Raw genomic sequence first — 23,055 nt, 5'->3', positions numbered from 1 at the left:
GTCAATATGAAAATCCAGATTTTACATTGCATAGAAGGAGCTAAAAAGGCAGAAGGACTGACGGTGATTATCGACGTATTTCGCGCCTTTTCCCTGGAGTGTTATGCATTTGCAGAAGGAGCGGATAAAATTTATCCTGTTGGAGATATAGAAGAGGCCTACAGAAGAAAAAAAGAGGACCATAAGGCGCTTCTTGCAGGAGAGAGAAATGGGAAAATGTGCCAGGGCTTTGACCTGGGCAATTCCCCTTCTCAGTTGGCCCATTTATCTGTACAGGGAAAAACCTTAATTCACACCACCAGCGCCGGCACCCAGGGAATTGTAAATGCTGTTTGCAGCAGTGAAATTGTAACAGGGAGTCTGGTAAATGCCAAGGCTGTGGCAGAGTATATCAGGAGAAAAAATCCTGACACAGTTTCTTTAGTCTGCATGGGCTTTGGAGGAGTGAGAGAGGCCAAGGAGGATACTCTTTGCGCCGAATATATAAAAAGTATATTGACGAATCAGGATTTTCCTATTGATGAGAGAATAAAGGCTTTGCGGACAGACGGAGGGGAACATTTTTTCAATAAGGAAACCCAGGATGTATACCCGGAGGCTGATTACTGGATGTGTATTGAATATGGCAAATTTCCATTTGTGCTGAAAATCGGAAAAGACAATCAGGGCAGGCATATTTCAGAAAGGATATTTATAGATTTGTAAGAATATTTAGACTTGCCAGAATATTTAGACTTTTCTGAAAATTTCCTTGACACACTGAAAATCCTGTGTTATACTGATTCCAGTTATTAATTTGGATTTGAAGCTTAGCAGAGATAAAGGATAATTTTAATTCCTTGTCTCTGCTTTTTCTTTTTATTCTCACTAATACAATATGAATATAGAAAAAATGGAGGTACTGATTATGAATAACGGTACAGTAAAATGGTTTAATGCGCAGAAGGGTTTTGGGTTTATTACAGATGATATGAGCGGAAAAGATGTATTTGTGCATTTTTCCTCAATTTTATCTAATGGATTTAAAAGCCTGGAGGACGGGCAGAAGGTATTCTTTGATACAGAAAAAGATCCAAAGGACAGCTCTAAGTTAAAGGCTGTTAACGTTTCTCCTGTTTTATAGAGAAATTTTAAGCTGAAAAAGCGCGGTGAAATTTGCCGCGTTTTTTTGTTTTTAAGTGCATTTTTATGAAACAAAATGATAAATTGTCTCTTTTTCCCCTGTTGAAATTATTTTTAAATTCTGTTAAAATGCTCTTACATAGTTAGTTAAGACTAACTATGTGGCAACTTTATAGATTTATTTTTTTTTAAGTTTTTTCAACAGAAAAAAGTACAGTGAAAATAGGAGGTATTATATGTCCCTTATTGGAAAAGAGATTAATGAATTTACAGTACAAGCTTATGTGGGCGGAGAATTTAAGGAAGTAAATAAAGCAGATATTTTAGGAAAATGGTCTGTATTTTTCTTTTATCCTGCAGATTTTACTTTTGTTTGCCCAACGGAACTAAAAGATTTAGCTGAGAAATATAAAGAGTTTAAGGAAATAAATTGTGAGATTTACAGCGTATCCTGCGATAGCCATTTTGTGCACAAGGCATGGCACGATGCTTCAAAAACAATTCAGGCCATTGAGTACCCAATGTTAGCAGATCCTACAGGAAAGCTGGCCAGAGATTTTCAGGTTATGATTGAAGAAAGCGGAATGGCAGAAAGAGGAAGCTTTATAGTAAATCCAGAAGGCAAAATTGTGGCTTACGAGGTAATTGCCGGCAATGTAGGCAGAAACGCAGACGAATTATTCAGAAGAGTTCAGGCCTCTCAGTTTGTGGCGGAGCATGGAGATCAGGTGTGCCCGGCTAAATGGCAACCAGGGGCAGAAACATTAAAGCCCAGCCTGGACCTGGTAGGTTTACTGTAAGAAAAATCTGGCGGCGGAGGTAGTATGTTTAACAGTGAAAATATGTATGACGTAGTAATTGTAGGAGGCGGGCCGGCAGGCCTGTCCGCCGCTATTTATATGGCCAGAGCCAAGTATAAGGTGCTGGTGGCGGAAAAGGAGAAAATAGGCGGTCAGATTACAATTACATCAGAAATCGTAAATTATCCAGGTGTGGAAAAAACCAGTGGGACAGAGCTGACACAGGCTATGAAAGCTCAGGCGGAAAGCTTTGGGGCTGAATTTGTAATGGCCGAGGTTTTGAATATGGAGCTGGAAAAAGACGTTAAAACAATTTATACCACTGCCGGGGAATATAAAGCCTTGGGAGTTGTTCTGGCAACAGGGGCCAATCCCAGAAAGCTTGGTTTTAAAGGAGAAAAAAGATTTCAGGGCAGAGGCGTAGCCTATTGCGCAACCTGCGACGGAGAGTTTTTTACAAATACGGAAATATTTGTAATCGGCGGCGGGTTCGCGGCAGTGGAGGAAGGAATCTTTCTTACAAAATACGGCAGAAAGGTGACAATGATTGTAAGAGAGGAGCAATTTACTTGCGCCAGAACAGTTTCAGATAAAATCTGGGACGAAGAAAAGATTGAAGTAAAGTTTCACACAGAAATTGTGGAAGTAGGCGGAGACGGAGTTGTTTCCTTTGCCAAATTCCGGGATAATAAAACAGGGGAAGAATGGATTCATAAAAGTGAAAAGGGAGAAGGTATTGGAGTTTTTGTTTTCGCCGGTTATGTGCCAAATACTAAGTGGCTAAACGGGGCGGTAGAATGCAATTCTCAAGGCTATTTAATTACAGATGAAAACCAGAAAACAAGTGTAGAAGGCGTATATGGGGCGGGAGATGTATGCGTGAAAAATTTACGGCAGGTAGTTACAGCCGTGTCCGACGGAGCAACTGCAGCTACGTCTCTGGAAAAGCATGTGTCCCAAATCCATGAGAAGCTGAATATTCCTGAATTTCATATTGAAAGGGGAAAACCGAAAAAAGAAAAGGATTCCGTTGTAGAGGAACCAAGTGAGTCAAATGGATTTTTGTCAGAAGAAATCAGGCAGCAGCTGCAGGCCTTGTTTTCTAAATTTGAAGGAAAAGCTGTAATTAAAGGAGAGTTAGACGACAGTCCCCTGGCCGGAGAAATGGACAACTTTTTAAAAGAAATAGAAGAAGTAACAGATAAAGTAATTTATATAAGACACCAGGTGGAGGGGGAGGAAAAAAAGAGAAGAGAGGCAGAAGGACAGCTGTTCCCGGCTTTTATTTTACAGTGGGAAGGCCAGGAAGAAGGAAACATTCTGTTTCATGGAGTGCCGGGAGGCCATGAATTTAATTCTTTCATTATAGCTTTATATAATGTGGCAGGTCCGGGACAGGGAATAGATCAGGGGCTAAAACAGCGGTTAATATCCATTAATAAAAAAATAAATGTAAAGGTTTTAGTTTCTTTGTCATGCACTATGTGCCCGGAAGTAGTAATGGCAGTGCAGAAGGCTGCTTCCATCTCTCCCAATATTACAGGAGAAATGATTGATCTTATGCATTATCCGGAATTAAAAAGTAAATATAAAGTGATGAGTGTTCCCTGTATGATTATTAACAACCAGGATGTGTATTTTGGAAAGAAAAATCTGGAGGAAATCACTGGTATTCTGGAAGAAAAAGGAATAAGTTAAAAAAGTTATAAATAAGTTATAAAAAATGAAAAGGCGTTTCCCCTGCTAAATGAGAGGAAACGCCTTTTTAATTTTACAAATATCTTTTTTAGGCAGACGAACAGTTTTTTTGCTGTATAAATAACGGTTTCCGTAGTCTGTTAAAAGCAAAATGGCTTCGTTTAAGGAGGAGGCCTTATCTGGCTTTTCCAAAGCCTCTAGGCGGGCCAGATATTCCCCTATAGTTTCCGCCCTGCGTCTGGGATGAAGGCGGCGCTTTCCATACCACTCAGCCCTGAGAAGCAAGGTAGAAATGTGGCTGGGGCGGAACAAAATCATAGAAATGCATTTGAAAAAAACACCGATTCTGCAAAGTAAAGAAGAAAAAAATCCGGCTCCAGATATTCTTTTTCTGGTTACGTTTTTGGCGGTGGATTTTATTTGCAGCCGTCTGGAGAAAAAGCCTTTTTTCCACAGGCAGTATAGGGCTATGAAAGCTGCTGCGGCTAAACATATTCCTATTATCAGGAAAAAGGCCTGAGGATTCATGTTGGCTGCCCGCTGTTCCATGTCGGCCATCATTTGGTCTGACATTTCATAAGGCTCCAAGTACCCGTCTGAGGTTTCAGGGAACAGTGAAAACAGCTTCTCTAAAATAGAGACGAAAAAATGCCATACAGCAGTGAAAAGCAGCTTAATACTGCGGATAAGAGCCAGAAATCCGGAAATAAATCCCTGGGAAGCAGTTTTTCCTAAAAATGCAGCGGCCAGAGAAAGTATGCAGAATATAGCTGCCAGGCCTCCGGTAAAAAGAATGGGAAATCCGTGGGATTGTCCCTCCTTTAATCCTGGAAGCCGCTGAAAGGCTAAAACTGCCACTCCCCACACAAGAGCCCACAAGGTGACAGACATAAGGGAGGAAAGGCCGGGGGTTTTAGAAAAATTCTGCCAGATGCTGATGATTAAGCACAGCACAAATAAAGTATCTACGCCTACAGCTCCAAAGGTCTGTCTGCTTGTTGGAAGAGACAGGTAAACAGTGCGCCCAAATACTGCGGCCAGACTAAGGATACAGACAATGGCAGAGGGCAGGGAAAATGAGAATGTGACCAGAAAATTCATGGAAAACCATATAAATCCTAAGGCTAGAAAAAGATTCATTCCTCCATATACACCTATTGCCACAGACCTGCGCAAAAGCAAATAATTAATAAGGCGCAGGGCCAGAAGAATTGCAATCACAGGAAGAAAAAAGAAATCCTGAATAAATGGCCTCATAGCAAAAAATATAAAAAACCCGAAAAACGCAGTGTCCATTAAAGTTTCCCCAATGGCTTCCAGAACAGGGTGATATTGTCTCACGCAGAATTCCCCCCTTCAGTTAAATGGTCCATTAAAAACAGTTGAAAAGGACAGGTGTCGTCAGAGGAAGAGGCCTCTTTAGAAAGGAGGGCAATACTTCCTAAGCCTGCAAATGCATCTCTGGACACAGTCATTGTTTCATAGGAGCAGGTTACAATATATAAGGTGCCTAACATAGAAAAGCAATCGGCAATTTCCAATTGAGGGATTTCCACATCCTGAACTTTATAATTAATTGCCGCCAGAGAATATAAAAGCTCCTGGGGACCTGACCCTTTTTTTCCGGGAAGCTGAAAAGTTGATTCTGCCTGGGTGGCTCCCGGTATAATCAAACCGCAGGAAATCCCTTTATTATTTAAGCTGATAATACAGGAGGCGGTCAAACTTAACATATCCTCCAGCTCTTTTTCTAAAGGCTGCCACACTAAAATATCAGAAGCATTGATGGCATTCTTTTCCACAGTGCCTTTTCTGAAAGAAGGCAGATCTAATAAAAATGTAGCCAGCTTGGGAAATACTGTTTCATAAATATTTACAGACATTTTATTTTGGCCGGCCAGCTGCCGCCAGTTAATTTTCTTTGCAGAATCTCCAGGCTGATATAACCGACTCATTTTTAAAAGAGTAACATCTTCCATGTAGCCGTTACGTCCGGCCTCCAAATCAGAGGAGGTGCGCAAAAGATCATCTGTCAGCACAGGAAAAACAGCAGGATAAACTACTAAAGCAGAGGAATCTGGAAAAGTAAAGGATTTATCTTTAGAGCCAAGGCCTAAAAGATCTCCGGAGGAGGCGTAAACATGAGTAAAGCTGCAGATTCCCCGGCGAACTGCCTTCACAGGAATTTCCATCACTGCCTCCTGGTTCCACAAAAGCCAGGAAATTAAGGCGCAGGCGCAGTCTGCCTCTGCCCCTGTTTCCTCCATAATGATTTTTTTGGAATTTTCCTCAAACTTTGCCAGGACGCAGCCCTTTTCTCCAAGAGGGAAAGAAAGCTCCAGCCAAATTAAAGGAAGCAGTTTTCTGTTGGCGCTGCGGCAGGTAAGAGATAACTCCTCCCCTGGAAAAACGCACTGAGTTCCGGAGGTAACCTGTATTTCCAGGCGGGATAAGGCATATTTGGTCCACAGCCAGGAAGAGAAAAATAAAAGGCAGAAAATCAGACAAATACCGGCTGATTTACCTAAATGATTATAGGAAAAAATCGCTGCCAGCACAGCCCAGACGGCGGCTCCTACAGGGTTAGAAAAAATGCTGGCCAGCTTTCTGGAGCTTATCATAAAGAAACTCTCGCCGGAACATTTACTGTTTCCAGAATTTCCTTTATGACAGCTTCAGGCTCAGCGTGAGAAAAACGAGCCTGGGCTTTTAATGTAATTCTGTGGCTTAAAACAGGAACGGCAATAGCCTTTACATCATCTGGAGTGACAAAATCCCTGCCTTCCATAGCGGCCCAGGAGCGGCTTCCGGAAAAAAGAGATAAAGAGGCTCTGGGGCTGGCTCCAGTATCAACCTGATTGTGATTTCTGGTGGCATGGACTAATTGCACAATATAATCCCGCACCTTGTCATCTACAAATACCTTTTGAATTTCCTGAGAAATTTCCTGCAAAATTTCAGGAGATAATACAGAGTCTATAGTGTGAAATGGAATAGAAGAACCCAGGCGCAGAAGCATTTGATTTTCCTCTTCCTGGCTGGGGTATCCTAAAGACATTTTAATAAAAAAGCGGTCCATCTGAGCTGCAGGAAGAGGAAAAGTACTTTCTCGCTCCACAGGGTTTTGAGTTGCCATTACAAAAAATGGAGACGGAAGGGCCAGAGAATTGCCGTCAATCGTAGCCTGCCGCTCCTCCATGGCTTCCAAAAGAGCAGACTGAGTTCTGGGAATAGCTCTGTTAATCTCATCCGCTAAAAGAAGATGAGTGAAAACAGGGCCTTTTCTAAGCTGAAAATCACCTGTTTTCTGATTAAATACTGTCATACCTAAAATATCTGAGGGAAGTAGATCAGGAGTAAACTGAATCCTTCCAAAAGAGCAGCCCATGGCTGCAGATAAAGCTTTAATTAAAGTGGTTTTTCCGCTGCCGGGAAGGTCGTCTAAAAGTACGTGTCCTCCTGAAAAAACAGACATAATTAAAAGAGAAATCTGTTCTTTTTTTCCTACAATAATTTTTTCAATTTCATTCATTAAAAGTTCTTTGTACTCAGCTGTTGTTTTTTCCATTGTAAAATCCCCTTTCTGTCACTATTTTATCAAACCAGGAAATATATGCAAGAGATTTTCTGCCATATGATTTTATATATACATAAAAAAAATACAGTGCTATAATGAAGCACATAAGAATCGTAGATTCAGGAGGCGGTTAATATGGAAATACAGGAAGAAATTTTAAAATATATAGACGTGCAGTATTCCTACAGGCTGGCCAAGAAGATGGAGCAGTTTTACTCTAATGAAGCTTTAGGATTTCGTACAGCCGGCTCTAAGGCAGAGTTTGACACTGGAGAAATGCTGAAAAAAGAGATGGAGGATATAGGCCTTTCTGATGTAAAAAAAGAAGCTGTTACTGTAGACGGATGGGAGTTTAAAAAAGCAGTGCTGTGCTTTACTGGAAAGGACGGAAAGAAAAAGCAAATCCAGCTGGGAGCATATCAGACAAGCTTTGTTACTCAGGGGTTCCAGGAGTTTTCCCTGGTTTATATAGGCAGGGGAACAGAGGAAGATTACAGGGGAAGAGATGTAAAGGGAAAGCTGGTTTTGGCGGATATTAACCAAAGAGACGAGTGGTGGATTAATTATCCGGTCTATCAGGCTTATTTAAAAGGAGCAGCAGGACTGCTTGCAGTACAGGCAGGAGGATATGGGGAGATTGACCACAAGGCCTTGAACGCTCAGGACATTGCAGGGCCTGAATATGCCCCCGGTTTTTCCATATCCAGAAAGGATGCTGAGGAGCTAAAGGAAATTTTGCAGGACCAGAAGGAAATAAAGGTCTATTTAGACGCGGATTCTCAGGTGAAAAGAAATTGCACTACATACAACATTACAGGATGTATTCCGGGAAAGCATCCTGAAAGAATCGTTTTAATGTCAGCCCATTATGATTCCTACTTCAGCGGCTTTCAGGACGATAATACAGCGGTTTCTATGATGCTTGGCATTGCAAGAGCATTAAAGAAAAGCAAATTCCAGTTTCATAATACAATTATAATCTGCGCCATGGCGGCAGAAGAGTGGGGAGTGGCGGACTCTAATTTTGACTGGTCTACAGGCGCATATGAGCAGGTATTTCACGTACATCCGGAATGGGCCGGTCAGGTAATTGCAGACTTGAATTTTGAGCTTCCCGCCTTGGCCCACGGCACAAGAGCAAGAATCAGAAGTTGTTATGAGTATACAGAATATTTAGAAGAATTTCTTTCTAAGCTGCCTGTGTTAGCTCAGGCCTATCCGGAGGAAACTAAGGTTACAGCTCCCATTGAAACATGGTCCGACGATTTTTCCATGGCTATTGCAGGGATTCCGTCTATGGTCAATGATTTTACAGGAGGCAGCTTTATGGAAACACATTATCATTCCCAGTTTGATAATGACTGTTACTATGATGAGAAGGTTTATCTGCTTCACCATCAGCTGTTTGCTTTGCTGATAGAAGCTTTAGACAGAACAGCTGTAGTTCCTTTGTGTTTTTCTCCTGTAATGAAACGAGCGGCCAGGGCTTTGGAAAATAAAAAGGACTTAATAGAATTAGGACTTTATGAGAAAAGTGAAAAGCTTTCAGCGCTGTTGGAACAGGGAGAAGAGACGGCGAAGGAGGAATACCGTTTAATTGCTCAATATAATAGCCAGTACAGCAGTTTACTGGAAAGGGGGCGGACGGAGGAAGCCGAGGAGCTGTTTTTGAAATCCAGGGAAACAGAAAAAAGGATACTGAAAAAGTTTAAAAAAGAACAAGATATTTTTGTGCGAATTGACTGGTACGGAAATGTGCTGTACTCCCATGAGGTTCTTTTGAAAAATATTCAGCTTTTGAAGGGGGCTGCAGAAAATTTAGAAGAAGGGAAACTTTCAGAAGGCCTGAGAAAGTTATATCAGGTGGATAATAACGCCTATGCATTTATGTTTGATAAAGAGGTTTACAGCCATTTTACAGAATATGTGCTGAACCAGCCTGAAGACAGGCTGAAATGGGGATATAAACGTTTAATGGAGCACGAAAATTTATATGATCTTGTGAAAAATCTGCTGAAAAAACAGGGGACTGAGAAACCAGATTTTAAAGAGGAAACAGATTATTTAAAATATGTGTGCGCACGGCAGAAAGGATTGTTTTTAAAAACAATAGAGAAGTTGTGCAAAGAAGTAGAAAATACGTTTTTAGATTTAGCTGTAAAAGATAAAATCCAGTAAGGTGGAAAAAATATGGATAGCCATAAATTATATAGAGTACAGAAAAAAGATCTTCCTGAACTAGAAAAACTTTTAAATTTATGTTTTGCACATGACCCTTTATATGAAACATTAATACCAGATGAAGAAGTGCGAAAACGGCTGATGCCGGAACTGTTTCACGGGGATATGAATGAGTTTTACCAGACTTGTGAAATTTTTGCAGACAGTAAACAGTTAAATGGAGTTATTGTGGTGTCAGATCAGGCGGAGCCATGTAATATGTTTCGTTATTATCTGTCTGAGGCCATGGCTGCTTTGTATACAGATACATGTTTAATCAGAGAAGATCCGTCTTTAAAAACCTTTCACAACTTTATGAAGGGAGAAGATTATTTAAATTCCAGCTGGACAGATCAGCTGCATCAGGATCAAAGACTTCACATTATTTATTTAGCCGTATCCCCTCATATGCAGCATCACGGTATTGCTGCGCTGCTTTTAGAAGAGACAATCGCGTATGCTGAGGAGCATAAATTAATGATCTCTCTGGAAACTCACAATGAGAAAAATCTGGAGTTTTATAAAAGATTTGGCTTTAAGCTTTATGGAATGATGAAGAAAAACTTTCCGTTAAAGCAGTACTGTTTAATCAGAGAGGTTTAGTAAAAATTTTATTTTATATTTTGTATCAATAAAGCCCCGCTTTAGAGGGCTATTTCCCTTTGATCATACCCTGCAAATCCTGCTTTGTCTGCTGATAAGTCAACGCAGGGACAGGAATACAGATCCCGGAAATCAGTTCCACCTCAAAACGCCGGATCGCCACAATAAACAATGGATTTACCAGATACCCCCGGCGGAGCGGATAAAACAAATCCGGCAGTTCCTTTCCAATCTCTCCGATGGAGCTGTTGCAGGAAATCACCCGGTCAATACAGACAAACTCAGTTTTCCTCCGCTGGCTCTGCACATACAGAACCGTATTGGGATTGACGAAAATCGTCTGCGTTCCGCTTCGTATGGGAATACGACACCCGGAGGGGCGGTCCAAAAGCAGGCTGCGGACAAACTGCGTAGTATTTACGTCCAGATTTAATACCTTGCTTTCCCTTGGCTGCATATATTCATAGGAATTGTGCTGGTGTACCATTTTCAGTTCCCCTCCAATCATACGGTAACTGATGGTAAAATGATTGATAACGTGGAAAGATCTTTCTAAACTTTCCACGACGATCTGGCCGCACACCTGGGCCGCGCTGTCCCCAAAAGAAAACGGAAAATATTCTTCCTGTATAATATTGATTTCCTTCCCTGTAAAGCCTTTGAAATGCTCCCGGATTGCATCGCCGCCAAATAATAAGGGCTCCCCTGTGCCAAGGTAAACGCTGTCCGGGCAAAGGTAGGAAAACCACTTGTCCAAATCTCCTTCATAGTGGGTGTGGAACAGCTCTTTCGTAAGCGCTGCGATTTTTTCTAATTCAATTTTTTTAGCTGCCATTGATAAACCACCCTTTCGTATTTTCTTCTGTTTTCATTTTAACAAAGGTTGGAAGAAAGGGCAAGAGAAAACGTATTATTTGTAACATTAAACACATCATTGGTGCAAACTGTGTTGACTGTTTTTGCCGCCGCCGGTATAATTGTTCAATAGGAGTATTGGGCAGTTTTTAAGGAAAAAGGGGTTGACAGGTTATGATTTTATACGATATACTCAAGACAGACAGCATAGGTCTGTCCTTTTTTATTGTATCAATAAAGAAAATATTAATACAAAGGGCGCGCTGCGTCCGCGGTTTTTCCGTGGGCGCGACGCGCCCTTTTCATGTCTTACGGGAAAATATGAGGAAAGGATAAAGAGGATATGAAAGCGAAAAAACGGTTGTTAAGCCTGTTGCTCTGCGGCACAATGCTGTTCTCTCTCTGCCCCCAATCGGTGCTTGCCGAAACCAGCGCACAGGACAGCGGCGCTGCAATTAGTGCAGGCGGCTTATGCAAACATCACTCCGAACATGATGAAGATTGCGGCTATACCGAAGGGACGGTAGGAAGCCCCTGCACCTATGAACATACAGACGATTGCTATAGGGAAGTGATTAACTGCATCCATAAGCATGACCAGGATTGCTACCTGCAGGACAGCGTATCAGAGGACGACGCCACCCCCTCCAATGCAGAGAAGCGGGAGCCGGAAAACTGCCCTCACATCTGCGACGAGGACAGCGGGTGCGTGACAAAAAATTGGACTGCCGGCATGAGCACGATGACGGTTGCGGCTATGCTCCCGCCACAAAAGGGACGCCCTGCAAATATGTGTGCCAGATTTGTGATCCACAGGATAGCGGCTCCGCTTCTGGACAAAGTGCCCAGAAGCCGGGGGAGGAAGTTAAGCAGGACGGGGATGAGTGTATCTGCACAGAGCCCTGCTGGGAGGATAATGTAAATGTGGACTGCCCTGTGTGCGGCATAATAGAGGAGGAAGACCTGGCTTTGTGTAAAGGAGTCAAGCCGGAAACGGCTACTCCCTCTAATGCAGTGCAGCTTTCCGCCGGGGACGTGAAAAAGCTGATTGATGGGCTCCCCACGGCGGATGAGCTGGCCGTTATGAGCCTGGAGGAACAGCAGGAGGTTTATGAGAAATTGCAGGCGGCTTATGAAGCTTACAACGCCCTGACGGAGGAGCAGAAAGAGGAAGTTATTGGAGCGGAGATTTTCGATAGTTTGTTTGACGTGTTCAACGGCATGATGAATACGCTGGCAAATGAAGAATATAACATCAACGATAAGCCTGTAACGATTGATGATAGCTGTGGGGATAACTGCTCCAGCCACAAAATCACTGGAAACGGACAGACAACGAACAATACTATCACCGTGGAAGGCGGCACCCACAACATCACCCTGCAAGATGTGAATATACAGGTCAGCGACAACGACAGCTGTGCCTTTAAATTGGAAGACAACGCAAAGGTCAACCTGACCTTTAGTGGAACGAATGTCTTGAAAAGCGGCACGTATTGTGCAGGATTGCAGGTGCCAGATGGCACGACGCTGACTATCACAGGCGATGAAACCGGTAGCCTGACCGCAATCGGCGGGTACTACGGCGCGGGCATTGGCAGCGGCGGAAGCGACATCGGCGCAGGCAACGGCGGCGGGCGGAGCGGCGCAGGCGGCACCATCACCATTAGTGGCGGCACAGTGAGTGCCCAAGGCGCTTCCGTCACGATTGGTACTGGTGATAACGCCGCCACCTACTACAGCGCAGGTATTGGCGATGGGATTAGATGTTCTGGCAGCGATACCAGCACTTTTACCGCAAACGGCGACGCAATCATCTTTGCGGCTGGCGGCAAGGATACGAACGGAGGAGGAGAGGCGATTAGCGATACCACCGGGAGAGATAGTTGGAAGGGCATCATTTTTGAGAGCATAACTTATGACAAAAATACCTTTTCCGTTAGTCCCCCCATACTGCTATCACGCAGGATACAGAAATACCATCCGGTAGTACATTGACCATCGGCGAGGGTTCCACCCTTACGATCAATTTCGGCGTGACACTCACCAACAATGGCACTATTACCAATAGGGGGACAATCGAGAATAACGGCACCATCGAGAATAACGGCACCATCGAGAACAACGGCACCATTCAGAATAACGGCACGTTAACCAACAATGGTATCCTCCGCGGGAATGGCACATTTCCGGGTAATGTTCATCGTGTGACGGTAGAAACTCCCACCGGTGGCACGGTCACTGCATCCACTGAGTGGGCGCAGGAAGGCAGCACCGTCACCCTGACCGCCACACCAAGCAGCGGCTACAAGTTTAAGGAATGGCAAGTGGTTTCCGGCAACGTGACGATCACCAACAACAAGTTTACCATGCTCGCCGAAAATGTGACCGTCAAGGCAATTTTTGAAAAGGACAACCCTACACCGCCCACGGAATACACGATCACCTTTGACGGGAACGGCGGCACAAGCCCGGCGGAGCAGACCACCACAGGCAAGAAGTTGACAAGCCTGCCGACTTCCACGCAAAGCGGGTATTCCTTTAACGGCTGGTACACCGCAAAAACAGGCGGCGATAAGATCACCCTTGATACTGTCTTTTCCGCAAGCGTGACCGTCTATGCACAATGGACGAAAAACAGCGGTGGGGGTGGAGGCGGTGGTTCCAGCTGCACGGAATATACCATAACCGCTACCGCAGGGGCAGGCGGCTCCATCTCCCCGTCCTATAGTGTCGGCGTCCGGGAGGGCCGGGACAAGACCTTTACCATTACCCCGGATGGCGGCTACTATATTTTTGATGTGCTGGTGGACGGCCAGAGTGTAGGCGCGGTAAGCAGCTACACCTTTGAGAACGTGGAGGCGCAGCATACCATTGAGGTTGTGTTTGCAAAGGGAAATTCAGAAACAAGCGATGCCGCCTTTAAGTTTTATGCTGTTATCACCCGCGCCCAGATCGCCGTGCTCCTCTACCATATAGACGGAAGCCCGGAAGTGACCGGGGACAGCCCATTCACCGACGTGGCCTACGGCCCAGGTACAGAGTGGTACTATGATGCAGTGCTCTGGGCCAGCCAAAAGGGCATTGCGGCAGGCTATGGGGATAACACTTACCACCCAGAAGATCCAGTGACCTGTGAGCAGCTTGCGGTGATGTTTTACAACTATGCAGGCTATAAAGGGTACGATCTCACCGCCACAAGAGATCTTTCCGGCTTTACCGATGCCGGGAGCGTGTCGGATTGGGCGGTGGAGGCGGTTAAGTGGGCCGTTGGGAGCAGATTGATGAAAGGCTGCGAAAACGGCGCCCTCACCCCCCAGAAAACTGCCACCCGGGCAGAAGCCGGGGCCATGCTCCATAACTTCATTGAGCGCAATTATTTAGTCCCGCCTGCCGGAAAGGCCTGGGATGAAAAATTCCAAAGCAGCTTCTTGGGAAAAAGCTCTTGACATTTGTAAAAAACATAGTTAGAATATGACATAGATTTATAAAGAAAAGCAATGATGGCGTTAAGTAAGAGCTTATTTTCTTTCAGAGAGGAAGGGTCACCGGCTGAAAGCCTTTCCAAGTTCAGATAAGTGTTCCCAAGTTCCCGCCGGAGCTGCATGGCTGAAGCAGGATTGTTTTACAGACTGTCAGTAAGCTGTGACGTAATACGCGTTAAGTATAAAGTGTCTGCCGTAACAGGCAGGAATTAGGGTGGTACCGCGATTTAACCTCGTCCCTTCGTTTTGCGAAGGAACGAGGTTTTCTTTTTTTCGCCCAAAGAAAAAGTAAAGGAGATCATTATGAAAGAGCAGTTAGAAAAAATTAAGGAAGAAGCCTTGAAGCAGATTGAAGCTTCCGCAGCTTTAGAAGGCCTCAATGACATCCGCGTTGCATATCTGGGAAAAAAAGGCCAGCTGACAACAGTATTGAAAAGTATGAAGGACGTTGCTCCTGAGGACAGACCAAAGGTAGGCCAGATGGTAAATGAGGCCAGAGAAATCATTGAGTCTATGCTGGAGGAAAAGAAAACTGTTTTGGCCAGAAAAGCCAGAGAAGAGCAGATGAAAAAGGAAGTTATTGACGTGACTCTTCCTGCAGAGAAAAACCATGTAGGCCACAGCCATCCTAATACAATCGCATTAAAAGAAGTAGAAAGAATTTTCGTGGGAATGGGCTATGAAGTAGTGGAGGGCCCTGAGGTGGAGTATGACCTTTACAACTTTGAAAAACTGAATATTCCTGCAAATCACCCGGCAAAGGACGAGCAGGACACATTTTATGTAAATAAAGATATTGTGCTGAGAACCCAGACTTCTCCAGTGCAGGTACGTGTTATGGAACAGGGAAAGCTGCCTATCCGTATGATCGCCCCGGGACGTGTATTCCGTTCTGACGAGGTGGACGCAACACATTCTCCTTCCTTCCATCAGATTGAGGGACTTGTTATTGACAAAAATATTACTTTTGCAGATTTAAAGGGAACATTAGCAGAATTTGCAAGGGAGCTGTTTGGGCCGGAGACAAAAGTAAAGTTCCGCCCTCACCATTTCCCGTTTACTGAGCCCAGCGCTGAGGTGGACGTAACCTGCTTTAAGTGCGGCGGAAAGGGCTGCCGTTTCTGCAAAGGCTCCGGCTGGATTGAGATTTTAGGCTGCGGAATGGTACATCCTCACGTTCTGGAAATGTGCAACATTGATCCGGAAGAGTATTCAGGATTTGCTTTCGGCGTAGGCCTTGAGCGTATTGCGCTGCTGAAATATGAAATAGACGATATGCGTCTGCTTTATGAAAACGACATTCGTTTCCTGAAACAGTTTTAATAAGCTTTAATAAGTAAAAAGTAATGGGCAAACAAAGAAAAAGGAGAATGAAACATGAATACAGCATTATCATGGATTAAGGCATATGTACCTGATCTGGACGTAACAGCCCAGGAATATACAGACGCTATGACTTTAACAGGCACAAAGGTAGAAGGATATGAGCGCCTGGATAAAAACCTGGAGAAGATTGTAGTAGGACAGATTTTGAAAATAGAGCGCCATCCGGATGCAGATAAGCTGATTATCTGCCAGGTGGATGTGGGAAATGAAACAATTCAGATTGTTACAGGGGCTCCTAATGTAAAAGAGGGAGATAAGGTTCCCGTAGTTTTAGACGGAGGAAAGGTGGCAGGCGGTCACGACGGCGGCCCTCTTCCAGAAGACGGAATTAAAATAAAAAAAGGCAAATTAAGAGGAATAGAATCCTGCGGCATGATGTGTTCTATTGAAGAGCTGGGTTCTGACAGAAATATGTATCCGGACGCTCCAGAGTCAGGAATTTATATTCTGCCAGAGGACACTTTAGTAGGGGCGGATGCAGTGGAGGTTCTGGGACTGAGAGATGTGGTTTTTGAATATGAAATCACCTCCAACCGTGTAGACTGCTACAGCGTGCTGGGAGTGGCAAGAGAGGCGGCGGCTACCTTCAGAAAAGAATTTTGCCCTCCAGTTGTAAAAGAAACAGGAAACAGCCAGGATATCCATGATTATCTGACAGTGGAAGTGGAAGATTCAAAGCTGTGCCCCAGATACTGCGCCAGAATGGTAAAAAATATTCACATTGCTCCTTCTCCCCAGTGGATGCAAAGGAGACTGGCTGCCAGCGGCATCCGCCCAATTAATAATATTGTAGATATTACCAATTATGTTATGGAAGAGTACGGACAGCCTATGCACGCTTACGATTATGATTTAATCGGAGGCCATAAAATTGTAGTAAAATGCGCTAAGGACGGAGATGTATTCCAGACCTTAGACGGCCAGGAAAGAAAACTGGACAGCACTGTTCTTATGATTAACGACGGGGAAAAGGAAGTAGGCATCGCAGGTATTATGGGCGGTGAAAATTCAAAAATTACTGATGATGTAAAGACTATGGTATTTGAAGCAGCTTGCTTTGACGGAACAAATATCCGTCTGTCCGCTAAAAAAATCGGTCTGCGCACAGATGCATCAGGAAAATTTGAAAAAGGCCTGGACCCAAACAACGCCAAGGCGGCTATTGACCGGGCCTGCCAGCTGATTGAAGAGCTGGGCGCAGGAGAAGTAGTAGGCGGAACTGTGGACGTTTATCCAGAAGTGAGAAAAGAAGTAAGAGTACCTTTTGATGGAGAGAAGATTAATCAGCTTTTAGGAACTTGCATTGCAGAAGAAGATATGCTGAAATACTTTGAAAAAATTGATTTAAAATATGATTCTGAGACAAAAGAGGTAATTGCCCCTACATTCCGCCAGGATTTGTACCGTCTGGCAGATTTGGCGGAGGAAGTAGCCAGATTTTATGGCTATGACAATATTCCTACTACATTGCCTTCAGGTGAAGCTACTACAGGAAAACTGTCTGAAAAGCTGAGAATTGAAGAGCTGGCAGGAGAGATTGCCGAGTTTTGCGGCTTCAGCCAAAGTATGACATATTCCTTTGAAAGTCCAAAGGTATTTGACAAGCTGCTGATTCCGGAGGACAGCAGACTGCGCCAGACAGTAACCATTATGAATCCTTTAGGAGAAGATTTCAGCGTAATGAGAACTCTTCCTTTAAATGGAATGTTAAATTCTCTGTCCACTAACTACAACAGAAGAAACAAGGACGTGCGTTTATATGAGCTGGCAAATGTATATCTGCCAAAGGCTCTGCCTTTAACAGAGCTTCCTGAGGAACGTATGCAGTTTGTTCTGGGAATGTACGGAGCAGGAGATTTCTTTACAATGAAAGGGGTTGTGGAGGAATTCTTTGACAAGGCGGGAATGCACAAAAGACCTCATTATAACCCGGAATGCGGCCATCCATATCTGCATCCAGGCAGAAAAGCAGAAATTGTATATGACGGCGTAACAGTAGGTTACATGGGAGAAATCCATCCGGACGTAGCTGATAATTATAAAATCGGTGAAAAAGCATATGTGGCAGTATTAGATATGCCTAATGTAGATTCCTTTGTTACATTTGACAGAAAGTATACTGGAATTGCAAAATATCCTGCAGTAACAAGAGATATTAGTATGGTAGTTCCAACAACTATTATGGTGGGACAAATCGAGGATATGATTGTGCAGAGAGGCGGAAAGAATCTGGAAGGATATGAGCTTTTCGATATTTACCAGGGTTCTCAGATTCAGGAGGGCTACAAGTCAGTAGCATATTCTATTACCTTCAGAGCAAAGGATCATACATTGGAGGATAAAGAAGTAAGCTCTGTTATGGAGAAAATTCTTCACGGATTAAAAGAAATGGGAATTGAATTAAGAGGTTAATAAGAAAATTTAAAAATAAAAAAAAGAGGGTTATAAAATGAAAAAAGCCGGAGAGCTCATTTTATGGCTCTCTTTTTTGTGCTTTAATTTCTTTTGAAAAGTAAACATCATATGTATATGAACGGAAAAACTGTATAAACATCTTATGTTTCTGCTCGGAAAATATCTATTACAAACAAAAATACCTGGTAAATTTTTACTATATTTTACGAAAGATATTGAATTTATTAGAAGATATTGAAGAAATACAAGTAAAATAGTATTATTTTTATAGAATAAAAGAAAGAAATAAAACAGGCGCCTGATTCAAAAAGTATTACTTTTAAATATTGCAAAATGTTTATGAAATCCACATAAAGGAGAGAAAGTATGGATCAATATTTACAGGGAAAAGTAGCGGCAGTAACTGGGTCAGGACGGGGAATCGGTCTTGGAATAGCAAAAAAGCTGGCGGAAAAAGGCGCCTTCATAGTAATTTCAGATGTAAATGAGGAAAACGCAAAAAATGGGCTGGCTCAAATAGAGGAAGCAGGAGGAAAAGGGATTTACGTGCCAGCTGATGTTTCTAAATATGAGGACGCCCAAAATTTGGTGGACGCAGCCATAAAGGAATTAGGCAGCTTAGATATTTTAGTAAATAACGCAGGAATCAACAGGGACAAAATGTTTCACAAAATGTCTCTGGAGGATTGGAACTCTGTAATTGCAGTAAACCTGACAGGAGTATTTCACTGTATGAGAGCAGCCGCAGGGTATATGAGAGAAAGAGAATATGGAAGAATTATTAATATTTCATCTGCTTCTTATTTAAACGGAAATATAGGACAGGCCAATTACGCGGCGGCCAAAGCAGGAGTTGTGGCTTTGACAAAAACTTTTGCAAAGGAAAACGGAAAAAAGAATATTACCTGCAATGCCATTGTTCCAGGATTTATTGATACAGAAATGACAAGAGGAGTTCCGCCTAAGGCATGGGAGATTATGGTGGGAAAGATTTCCATGGGCCGGGCAGGCACTCCGGAGGACATTGGAAACATGATTGCTTTTCTGGCATCCGATGAGGCTTCCTATATTACTCAGGGAGTATTTAAAGTAGGCGGCGGAATGGTTTTATAAGGAGGAGAAAAATGAGAGAAAGTATTGTAATTGTATCAGGATGCAGAACGGCAGTAGGAAAATTCAGCGGGTCATTAAAAAATATGGAAGCTTCAGATTTAGGCGGGGCGGCAATCAAAGAAGCAGTGAAAAGAGCAGGGTTAAGTCCTAAGGCCATAGATGAAGTAGTTTACGGCTGCGTAGGGCAGGCTGCGGAAAACGCTTTTGCAGCCAGATTGGCTTCTGTTAAGGCGAGGATTCCTTATGAGGCTACGGCTTTAACAGTCAACAGACTTTGCTCTTCCGGCCTTCAGGCCATTGTAACGGCGGCTCAGGAAATCAGAGACGGGATGTGCGAAATTGCTGTGGCCGGCGGCTGCGAAAGTATGACCAACATTCCCTATTATTTGAGAAAAGCCAGATCCGGGTACAGAATGGGCCACGGAGAGCTGGAGGACGGATTAATCACAGCCTTGTCAGACCCGTTTACAAGAAACCACATGGGAATTACAGCTGAAAATGTAGCGGAAAAATACAACATTTCCAGGGACGAGCAGGACAGATGGGCGGCAATCAGCCAGCAGAGGGCGGAAAAGGCGCAGAAAGAGGAAAAATTTAAGGATGAAATTGTGCCCTTAGAAATAAAGCTGAATAAAAAAGAAACAGTGATTTTTGACCAGGACGAGCACATCCGCCCGGGAACCACAAAAGAAAGCCTTTCAAAGCTGCGCCCGGCGTTTAAGGCGGACGGAAGCGTTACTGCAGGCAATGCGGCGGGAATTAACGACGCCGCAGCGGCAGTAGTAATGATGAAAGAATCTAAGGCAAAGGAGCTGGGAATTAAGCCTTTAGTCAGGCTGGTGGATGCAGCCGTAGCAGGAGTGGATCCGTCTATTATGGGAATCGGCCCTGTGCCTGCCTTCCAAAAGCTGCTGGAAAAAACAGGGGTGAAAAAAGAAGAAATCGGTTTAATTGAGCTGAACGAAGCCTTTGCGGCTCAGGCCGTGGCCTGTATGAGGGAGCTGGATTTAGACGAAAACATAGTAAATGTAAACGGAAGCGGCATTTCCCTGTGACATCCTATTGGAGCAACAGGCTGCATTATTACTATAAAACTGATAAATGAAATGATGCGCAGAAAGGTGAAATACGGGACGGCGACCTTGTGTATTGGAGGCGGTCAGGGAATTGCAGTTTTATTTCAGCTTTGTTCATAGAAAAGGGAGGCGGTAAATGAGAAAACCTAAGTTTGTTTCAGCAGAGGAAGCTGCTGCCATGATTTTAGATGGAACCACCTTGTGCACAATAGGGATGACTCTTGTGTCAGCCAGCGAATCAATTTTAAAGGCTGTGGAAAACAGGTTTCTGGAAACAGGACCCCCCAAAAACTTGACATTATTTCACACCTGCGGCCAGTCTGACAGAAAAGACGGCATCGCCCATCTGGCCCATGAGGGGTTGATTACAAAAGTAATCAGGGGACATTGGGGGCTTTGTCCCCCATTTATGAAAATGATATCTGAAAACATGTTGGAGGCCTACAATCTGCCTCAGGGACAGATGGCAAATATGTTTCACAGCATGGCGTTAAGAGAGCCTGGAAAGTTAAGCAAAATCGGCCTTGGAACATTTGTGGACCCTAGAATAGAAGGAGGGAAAATGAATGAGAAAACAAGGGATAAGGAGGATATTGTATCTGTTGTTACAGTAGACGGAGAAGAGTATATGCAGTATAAGGAGGTTCCTATAGATACATTAATTATCAGAGGAACTTATGCTGATGAGGCCGGAAATATAACAACAGAAGAGGAAGCCATGGTTTTAGAGGTGCTGCCTGCAGTGATGGCTGCAAAGCGTTTTGGGGGAAAGGTAATTTGCCAGGTAAAACAAATAGTAAAGTCAGGCGCCTTAGGGGCCAAAGAGGTGACGGTGCCGGGGATTTTAGTAGATGCAGTAGTAGTGTGCCAGGACCCTGTAAATGATCACAGACAGACCTCGTCCTGGTATTATGACCCCTCCTACAGCGGACAGGTAAAAACTCCTTTAAAGGGAACTGCGGCGATTCCTTTAAGCATCCGAAAGGTCATTGGCCGCCGGGCAGTAATGGAGCTGAAAAAGGATGTGGTAATTAATGTGGGAACAGGAATTCCCAATGATGTGATAGGTCCTATTCTGGCGGAAGAAAAGGTGCAGGAGGACGTGATGCTGATTGTAGAGTCAGGAATTTACGGAGGCATGCCGGCAGGAGGAATTGACTTTGGAATATCCTGCAGCCCCGAGGCCCTGATCCCCCACGACAGGCAATTTGAATACTATACGGGAGCCGGAATTGATTTTACCTTTATGGGAGCCGGGGAAATGGACCGGGAGGGAAATGTAAACGCCACGAAAATGGGAACTGTGGCGGCGGGAGCCGGAGGCTTTATTGACATTACCAGCACAGCGAAAAACGTAGTGTTCTGCTCTACATTTACAGGAGGGGGAATACAGGCGGAATTTGATGAGGCGGGAATCCACATTGTAAAAGAAGGAAGGTTTAAAAAGCTGGTGAAAAAGGTACAGCAGATTTCCTACAATGGAAAAATGGCTGTAGCCAGAGGACAGAATATGTTTTTTGTCACAGAGCGGGCAGTATTTAAGCTGACAGAGAAGGGCCCTGTACTGATAGAATTTGCAAAGGGCACAGATATGGAAAAGGATATTCTGGCTCAAATGGAATTTAAGCCTCTTATGGCTGATGAAATCAGGGAAACTCCGGTGGAAATATATAAGGAAAAGGCTTTTGGTCTGAAAAAAATCATAGAAGGGCAGGAACTGGGGTTATGAAACATATGAAGCTGCATCACGTTGGAATTGTAATGAATTCCATGGAAAGAGCTGAAAGGTTTATGGAGAAGTTTGGTCTGGAAACAGATTATATAGAATATGTGGAGGCTTATAAGGCAGACTGTCTGTTTACCAGACATGAAAAGGAGGAATCGCCTGTAGAGCTGGTGGTGCCTAAAGAGGGCGTTCTGACAATGTACAATAACGGGAAAGGAGGGATACACCACATTGCCTTTGAGGTGGAGGATGTGGAAAAATGCAGGGCGGATTATGAGGCGAAGGGGCTTCAGATGCTGGAAGAAAAAGGGGTAATGGGAGCCGGAGGAATTTTGGTGAATTTTTTAAGGCCCAGATTTGGAGAAGGAATATTAGTGGAATTTGTACAGAAAGTAAGCGAATAAGGAGGAAAGGTACATGAAGAAAAAACGTTATCTTTTGGTGTTGGCGGCAGCTCTTTGCCTGGCAGGCTGCGGAAAAGAAAATAGCAGCGCAGGTCAGAATACAGACGGAGGAGGTCAGGAAACCTACACTTTGAAAATAGGAAATACAGTTTCAGACATTGATCCCTTTAATGTGGCCTATAAAGAGTTTGAAAAAAGTATAGAAGAACAGTCCGGGGGCAGGATTCAGGTAGAATTATTTACCAGCGGTTCTATTGGGGAGACGGACGCAGACGTTTTAGACAAGGTTCGTTCCGCCACGCTGCAGATGGGAAACACAACGCCTAACTGTTTTGCAGACCTTTCCGGAATGTCAGCCTATTATGTATATGGAATTCCGTATTTAATGTCTACAGATGAGGAGTTAAACAAGGTGGGAGACAGCCAGTGGATAGACGACTTAAATGAAAGAGCACGGGGTGACAGTGACAGAAGCATCCGAAGAGGACGAAAAGATGCTGCGCCAGATTTCTGTAGACAAGGTGTGGTGGGATGAGAACGTTTCTCTTACATCTAAAGATAATGTAAATAAAGTA

The 23,055-nt window shown here is 43.8% G+C and carries 19 protein-coding genes, 1 pseudogene and 1 other annotated feature; of the genes and pseudogenes, 16 read left to right on the top strand and 4 right to left on the bottom strand.

Annotation, left to right across the window (positions count from 1 at the left end; all coding sequences use genetic code 11):
• The first annotated feature begins 6 nt into the window (after positions 1-6).
• The 4 genes from C1A07_RS02240 (at position 7) to C1A07_RS02225 (ending at position 3,620) form a co-directional block, all read left to right on the top strand.
• Positions 7-705, top strand: a complete 699-nt coding sequence (locus C1A07_RS02240) for a 2-phosphosulfolactate phosphatase (RefSeq protein ID WP_101875660.1) — start codon at positions 7-9, stop codon at positions 703-705.
• Positions 706-907: 202 nt separating this feature from the next.
• Positions 908-1,123 (top strand): cold-shock protein, encoded by a 216-nt coding sequence (locus C1A07_RS02235; RefSeq protein ID WP_101875659.1) that lies wholly within the window; start codon positions 908-910, stop codon positions 1,121-1,123.
• A 235-nt stretch (positions 1,124-1,358) separates the two neighbouring features.
• Positions 1,359-1,922 (top strand): alkyl hydroperoxide reductase subunit C, encoded by a 564-nt coding sequence (ahpC, locus tag C1A07_RS02230; protein WP_101875658.1) that lies wholly within the window; start codon positions 1,359-1,361, stop codon positions 1,920-1,922.
• Between the two features lie 24 nt (positions 1,923-1,946).
• Positions 1,947-3,620 carry an FAD-dependent oxidoreductase gene (locus C1A07_RS02225; RefSeq protein WP_101875657.1) on the top strand — a complete coding sequence of 558 codons (1,674 nt, stop codon included), beginning with the start codon at positions 1,947-1,949 and terminating at the stop codon, positions 3,618-3,620.
• A gap of 45 nt (positions 3,621-3,665) precedes the next feature.
• Here the strand turns inward: C1A07_RS02225 and C1A07_RS02220 are convergent, their stop codons facing one another.
• Genes C1A07_RS02220 through C1A07_RS02210 form a run of 3 tightly spaced genes read right to left on the bottom strand, consistent with a single transcriptional unit; the run spans position 3,666 to position 7,188 of the window.
• Complete coding sequence (locus C1A07_RS02220) at positions 3,666-4,961, bottom strand: hypothetical protein (RefSeq protein ID WP_101875656.1); 1,296 nt, start codon at positions 4,959-4,961, stop codon at positions 3,666-3,668.
• Positions 4,958-6,241, bottom strand: coding sequence for a DUF58 domain-containing protein (locus C1A07_RS02215; protein ID WP_101875655.1), 1,284 nt, complete (start codon positions 6,239-6,241; stop codon positions 4,958-4,960). Before C1A07_RS02215 ends, C1A07_RS02220 begins: the two co-directional genes overlap by 4 nt.
• A complete protein-coding gene (locus C1A07_RS02210) occupies positions 6,238-7,188 on the bottom strand; it encodes an AAA family ATPase (RefSeq protein WP_101875654.1) in 951 nt (316 codons plus the stop codon). The genes C1A07_RS02215 and C1A07_RS02210 overlap by 4 nt, the downstream gene beginning before the upstream one ends.
• Positions 7,189-7,332: 144 nt before the next feature.
• Here C1A07_RS02210 and C1A07_RS02205 point away from each other — a divergent pair, with 144 nt between their 5' ends.
• Together C1A07_RS02205 and C1A07_RS02200 are read left to right on the top strand one after the other, a co-directional pair.
• Entirely contained in the window at positions 7,333-9,375 is a 2,043-nt protein-coding gene (locus C1A07_RS02205; protein ID WP_101875653.1) for a M28 family peptidase, read from the top strand.
• A gap of 12 nt (positions 9,376-9,387) precedes the next feature.
• On the top strand, positions 9,388-10,020 hold the full coding sequence (locus tag C1A07_RS02200) for a GNAT family N-acetyltransferase (protein WP_101875652.1): 633 nt from the start codon (positions 9,388-9,390) through the stop codon (positions 10,018-10,020).
• Between the two features lie 49 nt (positions 10,021-10,069).
• Here C1A07_RS02200 and C1A07_RS02195 read toward each other — a convergent pair whose 3' ends face one another.
• On the bottom strand, positions 10,070-10,855 hold the full coding sequence (locus C1A07_RS02195) for a LytTR family transcriptional regulator (RefSeq protein ID WP_101875651.1): 786 nt from the start codon (positions 10,853-10,855) through the stop codon (positions 10,070-10,072).
• A 363-nt stretch (positions 10,856-11,218) separates the two neighbouring features.
• Between C1A07_RS02195 and C1A07_RS02190 the strand changes: the two genes are divergently transcribed.
• The 10 genes and pseudogenes from C1A07_RS02190 (at position 11,219) to dctP (ending at position 23,015) form a co-directional block, all read left to right on the top strand.
• The gene (locus tag C1A07_RS02190; RefSeq protein WP_101875650.1) at positions 11,219-11,797 is read left to right on the top strand and encodes a hypothetical protein; all 579 of its coding nucleotides are present in this window, start codon (positions 11,219-11,221) and stop codon (positions 11,795-11,797) included.
• Positions 11,798-11,844: 47 nt separating this feature from the next.
• Entirely contained in the window at positions 11,845-12,873 is a 1,029-nt protein-coding gene (locus C1A07_RS02185) for a hypothetical protein (protein ID WP_145996029.1), read from the top strand.
• Positions 12,870-14,324 carry an InlB B-repeat-containing protein gene (locus tag C1A07_RS02180; protein WP_145996028.1) on the top strand — a complete coding sequence of 485 codons (1,455 nt, stop codon included), beginning with the start codon at positions 12,870-12,872 and terminating at the stop codon, positions 14,322-14,324. The genes C1A07_RS02185 and C1A07_RS02180 overlap by 4 nt, the downstream gene beginning before the upstream one ends.
• 42 nt (positions 14,325-14,366) lie before the next feature.
• Positions 14,367-14,604, top strand: a binding site (T-box leader).
• Between the two features lie 59 nt (positions 14,605-14,663).
• Positions 14,664-15,683, top strand: a complete 1,020-nt coding sequence (gene pheS / locus C1A07_RS02175; RefSeq protein WP_101875647.1) for a phenylalanine--tRNA ligase subunit alpha — start codon at positions 14,664-14,666, stop codon at positions 15,681-15,683.
• Positions 15,684-15,737: 54 nt separating this feature from the next.
• Complete coding sequence (pheT, locus tag C1A07_RS02170) at positions 15,738-18,158, top strand: phenylalanine--tRNA ligase subunit beta (protein WP_101875646.1); 2,421 nt, start codon at positions 15,738-15,740, stop codon at positions 18,156-18,158.
• 369 nt (positions 18,159-18,527) lie between these two features.
• The gene (gene fabG, locus C1A07_RS02165) at positions 18,528-19,274 is read left to right on the top strand and encodes a 3-oxoacyl-ACP reductase FabG (protein ID WP_180952155.1); all 747 of its coding nucleotides are present in this window, start codon (positions 18,528-18,530) and stop codon (positions 19,272-19,274) included.
• A gap of 11 nt (positions 19,275-19,285) precedes the next feature.
• Positions 19,286-20,470, top strand: a pseudogene (locus C1A07_RS02160) (thiolase family protein).
• A gap of 16 nt (positions 20,471-20,486) precedes the next feature.
• Positions 20,487-22,079, top strand: coding sequence for an acyl CoA:acetate/3-ketoacid CoA transferase (locus C1A07_RS02155; protein WP_101875645.1), 1,593 nt, complete (start codon positions 20,487-20,489; stop codon positions 22,077-22,079).
• Positions 22,076-22,480 carry a VOC family protein gene (locus tag C1A07_RS02150; protein ID WP_101875644.1) on the top strand — a complete coding sequence of 135 codons (405 nt, stop codon included), beginning with the start codon at positions 22,076-22,078 and terminating at the stop codon, positions 22,478-22,480. The genes C1A07_RS02155 and C1A07_RS02150 overlap by 4 nt, the downstream gene beginning before the upstream one ends.
• Before the next feature lie 13 nt (positions 22,481-22,493).
• A complete protein-coding gene (gene dctP / locus C1A07_RS02145; protein ID WP_242972225.1) occupies positions 22,494-23,015 on the top strand; it encodes a TRAP transporter substrate-binding protein DctP in 522 nt (173 codons plus the stop codon).
• Positions 23,016-23,055: the final 40 nt, after the last annotated feature.

Source organism: Lachnoclostridium edouardi, assembly GCF_900240245.1.
Lineage (GTDB): Bacteria > Bacillota > Clostridia > Lachnospirales > Lachnospiraceae > Lachnoclostridium_A > Lachnoclostridium_A edouardi.
This window is presented reverse-complemented; position numbering and strand designations above follow the sequence as displayed.

Excerpts from the sequence above, each read along its gene's own strand:
- C1A07_RS02215 (WP_101875655.1), bottom strand. The coding sequence starts at position 6,241 with ATGATAAGCTCCAGAAAGCTGGCCAGCATTTTTTCTAACCCTGTAGGA.
- C1A07_RS02190 (WP_101875650.1), top strand. The coding sequence starts at position 11,219 with ATGAAAGCGAAAAAACGGTTGTTAAGCCTGTTGCTCTGCGGCACAATG.
- pheS (WP_101875647.1), top strand. The coding sequence starts at position 14,664 with ATGAAAGAGCAGTTAGAAAAAATTAAGGAAGAAGCCTTGAAGCAGATT.
- C1A07_RS02210 (WP_101875654.1), bottom strand. The coding sequence starts at position 7,188 with ATGGAAAAAACAACAGCTGAGTACAAAGAACTTTTAATGAATGAAATT.
- C1A07_RS02195 (WP_101875651.1), bottom strand. The coding sequence starts at position 10,855 with ATGGCAGCTAAAAAAATTGAATTAGAAAAAATCGCAGCGCTTACGAAA.
- fabG (WP_180952155.1), top strand. The coding sequence starts at position 18,528 with ATGGATCAATATTTACAGGGAAAAGTAGCGGCAGTAACTGGGTCAGGA.
- C1A07_RS02155 (WP_101875645.1), top strand. The coding sequence starts at position 20,487 with ATGAGAAAACCTAAGTTTGTTTCAGCAGAGGAAGCTGCTGCCATGATT.
- ahpC (WP_101875658.1), top strand. The coding sequence starts at position 1,359 with ATGTCCCTTATTGGAAAAGAGATTAATGAATTTACAGTACAAGCTTAT.
- C1A07_RS02205 (WP_101875653.1), top strand. The coding sequence starts at position 7,333 with ATGGAAATACAGGAAGAAATTTTAAAATATATAGACGTGCAGTATTCC.
- C1A07_RS02200 (WP_101875652.1), top strand. The coding sequence starts at position 9,388 with ATGGATAGCCATAAATTATATAGAGTACAGAAAAAAGATCTTCCTGAA.
- C1A07_RS02150 (WP_101875644.1), top strand. The coding sequence starts at position 22,076 with ATGAAACATATGAAGCTGCATCACGTTGGAATTGTAATGAATTCCATG.
- pheT (WP_101875646.1), top strand. The coding sequence starts at position 15,738 with ATGAATACAGCATTATCATGGATTAAGGCATATGTACCTGATCTGGAC.
- C1A07_RS02235 (WP_101875659.1), top strand. The coding sequence starts at position 908 with ATGAATAACGGTACAGTAAAATGGTTTAATGCGCAGAAGGGTTTTGGG.
- dctP (WP_242972225.1), top strand. The coding sequence starts at position 22,494 with ATGAAGAAAAAACGTTATCTTTTGGTGTTGGCGGCAGCTCTTTGCCTG.
- C1A07_RS02240 (WP_101875660.1), top strand. The coding sequence starts at position 7 with ATGAAAATCCAGATTTTACATTGCATAGAAGGAGCTAAAAAGGCAGAA.
- C1A07_RS02225 (WP_101875657.1), top strand. The coding sequence starts at position 1,947 with ATGTTTAACAGTGAAAATATGTATGACGTAGTAATTGTAGGAGGCGGG.